Source organism: Rhodobacter capsulatus (assembly GCF_003254295.1).
Classification (GTDB): domain Bacteria; phylum Pseudomonadota; class Alphaproteobacteria; order Rhodobacterales; family Rhodobacteraceae; genus Rhodobacter; species Rhodobacter capsulatus.
In genome coordinates, this window is sequence record NZ_QKZO01000012.1 from 13,150 (window position 1) to 24,771 (window position 11,622).

Annotated in this window: 8 protein-coding genes; 4 read left to right on the plus strand and 4 right to left on the minus strand. The window is 68.1% G+C overall.

Features of this window, described 5'->3' with window-relative positions:
* Positions 1-47: 47 nt before the first annotated feature.
* The 4 genes from LY44_RS15350 to LY44_RS15365 are packed head-to-tail and all read right to left on the minus strand — an operon-like array spanning position 48 to position 3,317.
* Positions 48-2,174 carry a heavy metal translocating P-type ATPase gene (locus LY44_RS15350; RefSeq protein WP_211310149.1) on the minus strand — a complete coding sequence of 709 codons (2,127 nt, stop codon included), beginning with the start codon at positions 2,172-2,174 and terminating at the stop codon, positions 48-50.
* A gap of 21 nt (positions 2,175-2,195) precedes the next feature.
* Positions 2,196-2,450: a hypothetical protein gene (locus tag LY44_RS15355; protein ID WP_055213135.1), complete on the minus strand. Its 255-nt coding sequence runs from the start codon at positions 2,448-2,450 to the stop codon at positions 2,196-2,198.
* Complete coding sequence (locus LY44_RS15360; RefSeq protein WP_055256397.1) at positions 2,447-2,800, minus strand: hypothetical protein; 354 nt, start codon at positions 2,798-2,800, stop codon at positions 2,447-2,449. Before LY44_RS15360 ends, LY44_RS15355 begins: the two co-directional genes overlap by 4 nt.
* 1 nt (position 2,801) lies before the next feature.
* Positions 2,802-3,317, minus strand: coding sequence for a hypothetical protein (locus LY44_RS15365; protein WP_055213131.1), 516 nt, complete (start codon positions 3,315-3,317; stop codon positions 2,802-2,804).
* Positions 3,318-3,838: 521 nt separating this feature from the next.
* Here LY44_RS15365 and LY44_RS15370 point away from each other — a divergent pair.
* Genes LY44_RS15370 through LY44_RS18040 form a run of 4 tightly spaced genes read left to right on the plus strand, consistent with a single transcriptional unit; the run spans position 3,839 to position 11,582 of the window.
* On the plus strand, positions 3,839-6,175 hold the full coding sequence (locus LY44_RS15370) for a hypothetical protein (RefSeq protein WP_146707263.1): 2,337 nt from the start codon (positions 3,839-3,841) through the stop codon (positions 6,173-6,175).
* 13 nt (positions 6,176-6,188) lie between these two features.
* A complete protein-coding gene (locus LY44_RS15375; RefSeq protein ID WP_146707264.1) occupies positions 6,189-7,196 on the plus strand; it encodes a hypothetical protein in 1,008 nt (335 codons plus the stop codon).
* Positions 7,163-8,086: a prenyltransferase/squalene oxidase repeat-containing protein gene (locus tag LY44_RS15380; RefSeq protein ID WP_146707265.1), complete on the plus strand. Its 924-nt coding sequence runs from the start codon at positions 7,163-7,165 to the stop codon at positions 8,084-8,086. The genes LY44_RS15375 and LY44_RS15380 overlap by 34 nt, the downstream gene beginning before the upstream one ends.
* The gene (locus LY44_RS18040) at positions 8,058-11,582 is read left to right on the plus strand and encodes a hypothetical protein (protein WP_055213123.1); all 3,525 of its coding nucleotides are present in this window, start codon (positions 8,058-8,060) and stop codon (positions 11,580-11,582) included. Before LY44_RS15380 ends, LY44_RS18040 begins: the two co-directional genes overlap by 29 nt.
* Positions 11,583-11,622: the final 40 nt, after the last annotated feature.

Sequence of the window (11,622 nt, forward strand, 5' to 3'; positions counted from 1 at the left end):
TGTCAAGAATTATCCGGGCCAAGATGCATCCTGGCGCTCGCTTCGCGTCAGGCGCGGCTGCGGCCCTCGGGAAAGCCCGCCTGCGCCAGCGCATGCAGCAAAAGCGCGAAGGTCGAGCCGTTGTGCAGCAGCGAGGCCGCGACCGGCGAGAGCCGCCCCGAGGAGGCGGCGACGAACAGCCCGGTGTTGATCGCCAGCGCCAGGGTGGTGTTGGTGCGGATGATCGCCATCGCCCGGTCACAGGCCTCGCGCGCATCGGCCACGGCGCCGATCCGGTCTTCCGAGAGCGTGATGTCGGCCGCCGCCCGGGCGATGTCGGCGCCCTGCGCCATCGCGATGCCGACCCCGGCCGAGGCGAGCGCGGGCGCGTCGTTGATGCCGTCGCCGACAAAGGCGATCTGCCGCCCCTCGGCCTTCAGCCGCGCCAGGATCTCGGCCTTGTCCTCGGGGCGCAACTCGGCATGGACGGCGTCAAAGCCGAGGTCGCGCCCCAGTGCCGTGGCCCGGGCGCGGCGATCGCCGGTCAGCATCACCAGATGCGTCACCCCGGCGCGGCGCAGCCGGTCGGCGGTCTCGCGCGCATCCGCCCGCAGCCGGTCGCGCAGCCCGAAGAGCGCCGCGGGACGCCCGCCGATTGCCAGGTAAAGCGTCATCTTTCCGGCCTCGGCCAGGGCCTCGATCCGCGCCGCATGGGGGCTGAAATCGACCCCCTCGCGCGCCATGAAATGTCGCGCCCCCAGCAGCACCGCCCGCTCCCCGACCTCGGCGCGCAGCCCGTGCCCGACCTCGACCGTCACATCGCCGGACAGATCCGCCGCCAGCCCCCGCGCCCGCGCCGCGCCGCAGATCGCCCGGGCGATCGGATGCTGCGCCTGCCGTTCCAGCGCCGCCGCCAGCGCCAGAACCTCGGCCTCGGTCTGCCCGTCCAGCGGCAGCACCTCGCACAGATCGAGCCGCCCCTCGGTCAGGGTGCCGGTCTTGTCGAAGACGAACGTATCGGCGGCCGAGAGCTTCTCGATCGAGGGACCGCCCTTGATCAGGATGCCCCGCGCCACCGCCGCCGACATCGTCGCGCGCACGGCGACCGGGGCGGAAAGCTTGATCGGACAGGCATAATCGACCAGAAACACCGAGGACAGCCGCCGCAGATCGCGCGTCACGGCAAGCGTCGCCGCGCCAAGGCCCAGCGTCATCCAGACCTGCCGGTTCGCCTGCGCCCCGGCCAGTTTCTCGGTCTCCGAGCGTTCGTCCAGCGCGCCGCGGATCAGCGCCGCGATCCGTGCCGTCGTCGTCTGCATCCCCACCTGCTCGGCGCGGATCCGCAACCGCCCGCTTTCCAGCGTCGATCCCGCAATGGCGAGCGCCCCCGGCTCTTTCGTCACCGCAAGGCTTTCGCCGGTGATCGAGGCCTCGTTCACCTGCGCCGCCCCCGCGATCACCAGGCCATCGACCGGCACCGCCTCGCCGGTCTGCACCACGACGATATCGCCCTGCGCCACTTGATCGAAGGGCAGATCCAGCACCGCCCCCGCCCGCTCGACCCGCGCCGTCGCGGGATTGGGCATCAAGAGCGCCTGCAAAAGCGCGCCGGACTGCCGCATCGTCGTCTCTTCGAGATATTCGCCCGCTTCCATCATCAGATCGGTGGTCAGCGCGGTGCCGAAACTGCCGCGCGCGACGCCCAGCGACACCGCCAGCGCATCGAGCACCTCGACCGAGACGCCCTTGCTGACAAGCGCGTCAAGCCCGCCCAGAACCCGCGGCGCGATCGCCCAAAGCACCAGCGCCCGCCCCAGCGGCCGCGGCAGCACCGGCAATGTGGCCAGAAGCGCCAGGCGGCCGACGATCGGCGCGGCCGAGGGGCCCGCCGCCGCGGCTCCGGGCGGATGGACCGGCAGCTGATCGGGGTCGAGGCGGCCGATCCGGTCAAGGATTCGCGCCCGGGTGGCGGCGGTGCCGTCATGGCCGAGGATCACGCTGGCCGCCTGCGGGTTGAGCCGGACCGAGGTGACGCCGCGGATCTGCCGCAGCGCCCGGGCAAGGGCCTCGGTGTCCAGACCGGGCCGGACAAGCCACGGCAGTTTCAGCCGCAGCCGCCCGGGCGTCTCGTGGGCGATCCGCAGAGGGTGGATACGGGCGGGCAGGCCGCCGGTCAGGGAAAGATCAGGACGCATCCGGCCACCTGCCCTTCGGCTCTATTTCCGCTGCTGCGCGCGCAGCTCGGATTGCGCATCGCGGAAGCGCTCCTTCGCCTCTTCCATCCCGCCCTGCAGCCCCAGCCAGAGCTGGGCAAGCCCCCCCATCAGCTTGCGCTGCGCCGCCTCGTTGGTCAGGACGTAAGTCACCAGACCGCCCACGACCGCCCCGGTCAGAAACCGCGGGTTCGACAGAAGACCGGGCTGGCCGGTGGCCTCGGGGGTCGCGGGGGGTTGCGCATTGGTCTCGGTCATTGCGCGGCCTCCGCTTCTTCGGAGCCCGCGTCGGGGGCCGTTTCGGGCGCGGCCTTGCGGCTGGACCTGGCGAAATAGATCACCCCCGCCGCCAGCGCGACCAGCCCCAGAGCGGGCGCATTGCGCGCCAGATGCGAGGCGAGCGTCGCCACCGCCCCCGCCCCCGCCCCGATCGCGGCGCTGTTGGCGGTGGCGCGCAGCGCCGCATCGGTCGTGGTCTGGCCGTTGCGGACCCGGATCCCCTCGTTGATCGCGGTCCAGGCGCCGGTGATCGCGGCGCCGTTCACCCCGGCCCGCAGGATCTGCGTGGTCGAGGGCATCAGCGGTGCGGCTTTCGGTTGCGAAGACATCTCAGCTCTCCTCTGTGGTGGGGGCGGGTTTCGCCGCGGCGGGCGGGGTGCCCATGGCGCCCATGCCGCCCATGCCAAACCCCTGCGCGGCCAGGCCCGCAAACATCGCCTTGAGCGCGGGCAGATTGGCCAGCGCCAGCGCAACGGCAGAGCCCGCCACCGCCCCCTTCCAGAAATCGCGGTCGCGCAGGTTGAACAGCATGCCCAGCGTCTCGGCCGAGACATCGCCGCGGGCAAGACGGTCGAAGGCCTGCATCAGATCACGGTTGTCGGGCTCTTGCGGCCCCGGAGCCGCCCCGAAACCCGGGCCGAACCCGGAATTTGGGCCGTTTTGCGCCCCGCCCCAACCGGCCCCGCCCTGCCCCGGCCCCGCCTGCGGCCCCCAGCCGGGGGCGCAGCCCGCGACCCAGGGCGGTTCCGGCCCGAAATAATACCACCCCACCGGCGGCGTCGCGCCCACCCCGGGCTCCCCCCGCCCGGGGCTGCGCGGCTGATCCTCGTCGTCGTGCTTGCTCATCGTCTCGCTGTCCCGTCTCGCTTGCGCCTGTTCACGCCTCAGTTGAATAGCCCGGATCGACAGGGGTCAAGACCGATTCTTGAGTGTTTTTATATGGTAACAAAATGCCGCAGGACCGCCCCTGCCGCGCGCCGCAAGGGCGTCTGCCCGGCTTGACGTCCCGACCGGACCGGCGTGCCAGAGCGGGCCAGAGCGGCTTTCCCGTGATGCCCCAACCCTCTGGTTTCACGACAAGACTCGTTTTGGCGGGAAAGGGTCGGCGCCATCGCCGCGGACCGGACCGACCGCGCGGACGGCACCGGAGGCCGGAAGCTCCCTCCGCCCCGAGGCGCTTTCGGCCGGAAACGCGCCGCGAATCGGAAGATTATTTCACAATCAGGGGTTGCTTTTTGAATAATCCATACGCGCAAAGGCGTTACGACCGGTTCACATCCCGCTTTGAATTTGCTCGAAACGGTGTAGCATCAGGGTTGAAATGCCTGAAATATATACAACCCATGGTTGCCGAAAAGGACGACATCATGTTTGACGTGACCACCGCCCGACAAGTCGATTACAAGGACAGCCAGGGAAATCAACTGCAGGTGACCGTTTTTCAGGACCGTGAGGACAAGGGTCTGTGGTATCTGGTTCCCGTGCCGCGGCTGCGCGTCGACAACGGTCAACCGGCCTTTAACCTGACGAAATATCTGAAAAATCAGGACGGAAGCGCCGGGATCTGCACCTTCGAGGTCGAGCTTTTCGCCCCCGAAGACGCCAAGCGCGCCGCGCAGGAGCAGATCCCCGAGATCCGGGCCTGGGGCCAGTTCACCTGGACCAGCGGCGATGTGTTCTTCGATTTCGACCTGCCGGTCGAGGGCAAATCCGAAGGCCAGCAGATCTGCGTCTCGCCCTCGCTGTTCGGCTCCAATGTCGCGCGGTTCCTTGTCGAGCTGGAGACGGAGGCGGCGGTCAACACCTTTGTCGGCGCTTTCACCGGCGCGGGGGGGCTTGCGCCCTTCTCGATCAACTATTCGATGGGGGTGCTGACGCAGCTGCTGGGCGCCAAGGCCGAGGTGAAATATACTGCCTCAGTGGCGATCGACTACGAGCGCACCTATGAAACCAAGAAGGACACCTGGGGCAAGTCGCAACAGGTTCTGGTCGAGGTGAAGCAGAATCTGAAATCCTCGGGCGCGGGGGATGTCAAGGTGACGCCGGGCGTCGGCGGCACCCCCGAAGTGGTGCAGATGGTGCGCGACTGGGCCTGGAGCGTGCTGGAAACGCAGGTCGCCTCGGCGATCGAGACGGCGCAGCGCCAGGCCACCGGCAACCAGAACCCGATCTCGGTGGTGAGCGACATCTTCCTGACCTATGCGGAAGATGCGATCGTCGAATGGAGCACGCCGGTGTCGCGGTTCCTGCCCCGGTTCGAGCCCGCGATCTGGGAAAAACTCTATCACGAGGTCGACAACCGCGAACTGGTCGTGGTCTTCGAACTGGCCGGCGATCCGACCGATGCGGAAGGCGTGATCGGCTTCGAGGATGTCGAGGTCGAGGTCCGCTACCCCACCCGCACCACCGACAACAGCTTCAAGCTGAGCCTGGGCACGGGCGGCGAAAGCGCGGTCGTTTATCGCGCGCCGGGCGGCGGCGCCTTCGACCCGAGCTATGACTATCGCTACACGGTCAATTTCGGCGGCGGCGAGCCCTCCTATACCTCCGACTGGATCCCGGACCGGGCGACACGGGTCACCTTCCGGCCCAACCGTCTCGGCCTGCGCAACGTGACCTTCCTTGGCACCGGGATCCCGTTTAAGGACGGGACGCAATATCAGGTCCGGAAGCTTTTCATCGACTTCTTCGAGACGCCCCCCGCGGGGCAGCCGCCGAAGCTGCAGACCAAGGAAATGACCGAAAACGACACGCCGGTGGCGTTTTCCTCCACCTATCATGTGCCGATCGCCAATGAATACAACTATCGCCTGCGCTATCAGCTGGCATCCGGGGATGTGATCACGGTGCAGCCCGACGCGCGGTTCGGATCGAACAACGCCGACACCGTTTTCGTGCTCACGCCGCAGCGCTATCTGACGACCTTCTCGCTCCGGGCGCTGAGGATTCAGGGCGGCAGCGGCTTCCTCGAGATGAGCATCAACAGCGCCTATCACGACGACCAGAACCCGTCGCAGAAAGTGCCGCCGAACTACAACTGGGACGGCTGGGTGCCCCAATCGCAGACCGGCGTATCAGTCTCGCCGACCTGGACGTTCCAGGCGCAGCCCGATCCGCAGACCGCCTATTTCGATCTGAACGGACAGGTGATCTACGGCGATGGCGACGTTGCGACGCTGTCGAATGTCAAGGTGCCCTACAGCCGCCGCGCGCTGATCATCAAGGATACCGAAGAGATCTACAGCGTCGAGATCTTCACCAACGAGATCGACTGGACGCTGGTCAAGCAGGTGTCGCTGAACATCATGCAATTCGCCGATGCGAAGGGGGCGGTTCTGGCCGAACTGCACGAGGCGGCGCAGCAAAGCTTCACCCTGATGCGATCCCTGCACGGCACGGCGCCGCAGCCGGACCAGGGCTCCGGGCGGGGCGGATCGGTGTCGGCGGTCAACCTGATCGCCTACAACATGATCCCGCCCGCCACGGACATGATCGTGAAGGCGCTGCCGCTTTACTACACGCTATATCGGCCGCGCGGGGCGCCGGACATCGTCTTTTACTACAACGCCGACTATGTGATGAACGATGGCACCCGCAAGAGCACGGGGCCGCTCGAGGTGACGAACAAGCTGCAGATCCACCTTCCGCCGGTGGCCAGCGATCCGCCGGGCGTGCTGCAGGCCGCCCGCATCGCTCACCGATAGCGGCGGCCGCGCGATGGACCCGGTTCTGAGCCGTGCCGCAGCGGTCGGCAGTGCCGCGCCTCTCCCCGCCCCCGACCCTTCCGATGCGCTCTTGCGGGCCTGTCGGGCGGCGGGCGGGGCCGATGTTCCGGCCGAGCGATGGCACCGGGAGCTGCGCGGGCTTTGCGCCGACCCCGAGGCGCAGGACAGCAACCTCTCGGCGATCGGCGATCCGGTGGAGTTCCAGGCGCTCTGGTCCGCCGCGGGCGCAGAGCAGGTCCGCGCCACGCTGGATCCGGCCCCCGGAGCCTCGGGCGCCGAGCGGCGGGCGCGCGCGGTCGCGGCGGTGCAGGGCCTTTCGCCCGGGCAGCGCGCCCTGCGCGCGGCTGTCGTGGCCGCCCAGCAGGCGCGGGGCGCGCGGTTCGGCGGCTGGATCGGGTTGCGCCCCGGCGGCACGGGCCTGCGGCGCAAGCTTTATCTGGAACTGCCCGGCGCCCCCGAAACGCTGACGGCACTGCCCTTTGCCCCCCTGTCCCGCCGCCTGCCGGCGGTCCGCGCGCTCACCCCCGTGCTGCTCGGGCTCGATCCGGTGCGGGGCGAGGTCGAGATCTATGCCGCGATCGCGCCGCTGGCGCGCGACGGTCTGGCACTGCTGCTGGCCGATCTGGACTTGCCGCCGCTGGCGCCTGAGGCCTTGCGGCTGCTGACCGATCTGCGCGATCAAAGCCTGCGTCCGGTGCTGCCGACGCAGGATCAGGGGCTCAGCATTTCCTGGGGCAGCGACGGATCCGCCGAGGCACTGACCTGGTATGTGCATTGCGATGCGCTGCTCGGTCCGGCGGCCCGGGCGCGCGAGAGCCTTCTGGCCTTCGGCCAGCGCCGCGGCTGGGCGATGCCGCGCTACCGCGCGCTGAGCGCCCCGGCCGCGGACCGCATCCCCTGGCACGGGCTGGTCGGGCTGACGCTGGCCCGGTCGGGGCTGGCGCTCTCGGTCACCTGCGCGACGCGATGCGAAGCCTGGCGATCATGCGCGCGGTGCTGATCCGCCAGACGGCGCGCGGCGCTTTCCCCTCGGAGGTGGCGGGGATCGAGGACGGAACCTGTTTCGTCACCGCCAGCGTCGCGCTGTGCCTTGACCCCGCGGCGCATCGCCCGGCGCTCGAACGCGCGCTCGATTTCATCGAGACCTGCGAGGATCCGCGCCATCCCGGGGCCTTCGCCTTTTATCCGCCGCGGGGCAATGGGCCGATGCTGGTGCGCGGCCTGCCGCCCGATGCCGATGACACGGCGCTGGCCTGGCTGGCGCTGCTGCACGGCGGGCGGCGCGGCACCGATCAGGCGCGGGCGGCATTCGAGGCGCGGATCACGCCTGCCGCCTGTTTGCTGGTGCCGGGCGGCGCCCCGCCCTGGGTGCGCCGCGGCGCGGTGCGGACCTGGCTGATCGAGCGCGGCCGCGACAATCCGGTCGATCTGGCGGTGAATGCCAATGTGCTGGCGCTGGCCTGCCGTCTGGGCCTTGCGGCGCATCCGGTGGCGCAGGGCGCTGCCGCCTCGCTGGCCGCGGCCGCGGCGGGCGGCTTTGATCCGGCGGGTTTCGGCCGTCGGCTGGCGCCCTATTATGCCGATGTGACCGAACTGTGGTTCGCCGTCCGCCGTGCCGCCGCGCTGGACGACGGGACGCTTGCCCCGATGCTGGTTCCGGTGCTGGCCTGGCTGGCGCCCCTGCTGGGAAGCCGGGCGCTGGCGCTCGACAAGCCGCTTTACTGCAACGACCACGGACGGCCGGTCTGGCGCGCGCCGGTGCTGCAACGCACTCGCCGCCTCGGTCCCGCGCCCCGCCTGCCCCACGCCAGTGCCTGCGCTTTCAAACAGACGCCTGCGCTTTCAAACAAGGGAGACCAGCATGACGTTCTTTTCCTCTGCGGCGCTTGAGGCCGCCCCGGTCGGCGCCACCCCGGCGCTGCGGGTCAGCACGAATTACATGGAAACCTTCCTGCCGTTGCAGCCGGTCTCCTCGGGCACCGAGATCCAGACCTATCTGAACACCGCCGGGATGCTCGACATCTACAGCGTCGGCACCACCGGCCGGGTCTATCGCTATCGGCGCACCGATGCGACGCTCGCCCCCTATGAGGAAGCCGATCTGGGGATCCGCGCCAGCCAGCTTTACTTTTTCGACGCCGCGGGCGGGCGCTCCGACACGCCGTCGATCTTCGGGCTCAACAGCGAAAGCAAGCTGACGCTCGCCACCTATCAATCCGGCGGCTACGGGCAGCGCAACACCGGCCCGCAAGACGAGGTGATCCGCCATTTTCTGGGCGTGCGCGGCGTGACCGGGCGGATCTACATCAACGTGCGGCTTTCCGACGGGCGGCTGTGCACGAATTACTACGAGCCGCAGACCGACAAATGGGGCGGGCCGGTCTGGGCGCCGGTGATCGGCCCGGACGGCAAGGATGCGGTGATCAAGGACATGGCGATGGCCGCCAACAACCCGGTGCAATCGGCGCTGTTCGCGATCGGCATGGATGACGAGGTGCTCTTCGCCGAGGACAGTTTCCGCACCTCGCGGCTGCGCAAGCTCAACAAGAAGGCCTCGCATATCGCGGCGATCGCCGATTCCGAAAATCTGCTGAACATCCTCGCGGTGGAGCGCGACAGCGGCCTTTTGTGGGTGAAGAAGCAGCGCAAGCATTCGACCGCGGGCATCCAGTTCGACGATTGGGTGCAGGTCGATCCGGGCCAGAGCGGCCGGCTGGGCCGGTTGACGGCGAACCTGCGCCGCGACGGGCTGATCGAGGTTTTCGCGCTCAACGAGGCGGGCGATCTGACCTATACGCGCCAGGTCACCAACAGCGCGGGCAAGCTGCAGGGCTGGCGGGTGATCTTTCCGATCGCCTGCGACATGGAAAACCGGATCGTCGCCGTCGGGCGCAATACCAACGGCTATTCCGAGGCCTATTCGGTGACCGACGAGAACCAGATCTTCCGGTTCTGGCAGGCCCCCGACACCGAACAATGGTTCTCCGAGGTGCTCGATCTGCCGAAGGCCGAGGACAAGCTGGTTTCCGTGCCCACCCATTCGACCGAGATCTTCGTCGTCGACGCCGAGGGGGCGCCGATCTATGATGCGCCCGTCAGCGTCAACGCGGCCTTTCTCTGCACGCTTTGGGTGAACGGCAAGGCCTATCGCTCGAGCCTTGTCGATCCGGTCAGCTTCCGCACCGACGCGACGGGCAAGGTGGTCATCTTGCAGCGCGCCAATGCGCTGGCGGGGGCGACGCTGCTGATCGCGACGCCCAGCACCGGCGCGGGCCAGCCGATCGTCGTGCAGCCGAATGCGCAGCTGCAGGCGAAGATGGCGCAGACCACCAGGGACGACGTGCTGAACGCCACCGACAGCGCCGGGGCGCTGCTGCTGCCCGCCGACACCAAGGACCGCGAGAAGGTGGCCGAAAGCATCGCCGAGGTCACCCGCCAGTCGATGCGGATCGCGCAGGCGGATGAAACCGCGCGGGCGATCCAGTACAAATTCGCCTCGCCCCATGCGCTGCGCCACAGCCTGCAGGCGGATTTCCGGTCGCTTGGCACGGTGTCCTGGGAGATCGATTTCGGCTCTGGCGTGCCGATCTATCGCAGCCTGGACAGCAGCGACATCGCCGCCTTCCGAAGCGCCCATGCGCCGCAGCTGGACGCCGGGGGGTCGTTTCTCGGCATCGACTGGGGCTCGGTCTGGCGCGGCATCCGCGACGGCGTCGAATGGCTGATCAACGGGCTGGAAAAGATCGTCGTCACGATCATCGACGGCATCGCGAATGTGCTGTTCAAGATCGCGGGCCAGGTCTTTCAGGCGGTGATCAAATTCGCCCAGCAGGCGCTCGATTTCATCGAAGGGGTCTGGAACTGGCTCAAGGTGAAGCTGGAGCAGCTCTTTCAGTGGCTGGCCTTCCTGTTCGATTTCAAAGACTTCGCCCGCACGGCCGAGGGGATCAAGCACAGTGTCGGGGTAACGCTCGATTTCACCGCCGATGCGGTCCATGCGCTGCGCGGCCGGGTCGAGGAAGGGTTCGACTTTCTCAAGGCGGGGCTGGACGGCATCGTCAACAACCTGATCCTGACCCTGAACCGCGAGGGCGACCCGACGATGGGCGCCTATTTCGAACAGGAGGAACCGAGCGAAGCGGAACAGCATGCCTCCGATCACAACATCTTTCTCAATGCCTTCCGCGAGAACGAGACCAGGCTGACGGTCAAGGCGGACGGCGCCGCGATCTTGCGCGCCACCACCGCGCTGACCGATCCGCTGCAGGATCTGTTCGGGCGGATGAAATCCTTTTCCGACAATTTCCAGTTCGGTGACGGCAAGCAGGCGCTGGACGAGGCCTTCGGCTATTTCAACAACATCGGAAACGAGCCCGGGCGGGCGGCGCAGCTGTTGCTGAGCGGTCTGGTGAAGGCGCTGGAGGCGGCGGCGCTGTTCGCGCTCGATGCGGCCGAGGGCATCGTGCTGACGCTGTTCGATCTGGTCGAGGATCTGATCCGGCTGGTCAAGCTGGCGCTGTTTCAGGAATGGGAAATCCCGATCCTGTCGCAGCTTTACCAGCTGTTCACCGGCGACCGGCTGACGCTGACACCGATCGATGTCGTGGCCTGGATCGCGGCGATTCCGATGACGATCACCAGCAAGCTTATCCTGGGCCGGACGCCCTGGACGGCGGAGCAGCTGGCCAGCTTCAAGGCGAGCTTCACCGTCGAGATGCTGAAGGACCGGCTGGGGATGAGCCGGGCCAAGGCGCTGACGGCGGCCGAGGCGAACGGCTGGACGCCGGAGTTGCGCGAGAATTTCCTGACCGGCTATTGCGTCGTGATGGCGTTCCGCTCGCTGCTCGATCCAAGTTCGGCGATGGCGAATGCCTCGGGCGCGGGGCTTGGCCCGGCCGGGATCGTGCCCGCGGCGGCGGGGCTTTTGTCGACGCTCTTCACCATGCCCTGGGCGCTGTCGCCGCTGGCCGGGGCGCCGAACTGCCAGCCCGGCGATCCGGGTTTCGGCGTGACGATCTGGATCTGCCAGATCCTGTGCGGCCCGGGGCGCGGGATCGCGCTGCATTATCAGCCCTGGATCACCGGCGAGGCGAAGATCACCACCGCCGAATTGACCCAGACCGCCTGGGGGGTGGCCTATCTGATCATGCTCTCGGTCAATTTCGCCAATCAGGAGCAGACGACGCGCAACAAGCTGGCGTTCAGCCGCGGCATTCTCAACCTTGTTCCCGGCCAGGCCTTGCGGTTCCTGGCGATCCCGGCGCTCAACAAGGGCACCTACATGATCCCGGCGGCGATCCTGGGCGTGCTGAGCTTCCTGTCCTGCTGGGGCTCGCTTGGCGTGGCCATCGCCGAGATCCATCTGAAGGATCAGGCGCAGGCCTGAGCGCGCGTCCTGCCGGTCCCGAACCGGACCGGCAGGCCCG

Excerpts from the sequence above, each read along its gene's own strand:
- LY44_RS15350 (WP_211310149.1), bottom strand. The coding sequence starts at position 2,174 with ATGCGTCCTGATCTTTCCCTGACCGGCGGCCTGCCCGCCCGTATCCAC.
- LY44_RS15380 (WP_146707265.1), top strand. The coding sequence starts at position 7,163 with ATGCGAAGCCTGGCGATCATGCGCGCGGTGCTGATCCGCCAGACGGCG.
- LY44_RS15360 (WP_055256397.1), bottom strand. The coding sequence starts at position 2,800 with ATGTCTTCGCAACCGAAAGCCGCACCGCTGATGCCCTCGACCACGCAG.
- LY44_RS15375 (WP_146707264.1), top strand. The coding sequence starts at position 6,189 with ATGGACCCGGTTCTGAGCCGTGCCGCAGCGGTCGGCAGTGCCGCGCCT.
- LY44_RS15355 (WP_055213135.1), bottom strand. The coding sequence starts at position 2,450 with ATGACCGAGACCAATGCGCAACCCCCCGCGACCCCCGAGGCCACCGGC.
- LY44_RS15365 (WP_055213131.1), bottom strand. The coding sequence starts at position 3,317 with ATGAGCAAGCACGACGACGAGGATCAGCCGCGCAGCCCCGGGCGGGGG.
- LY44_RS15370 (WP_146707263.1), top strand. The coding sequence starts at position 3,839 with ATGTTTGACGTGACCACCGCCCGACAAGTCGATTACAAGGACAGCCAG.
- LY44_RS18040 (WP_055213123.1), top strand. The coding sequence starts at position 8,058 with ATGACGTTCTTTTCCTCTGCGGCGCTTGAGGCCGCCCCGGTCGGCGCC.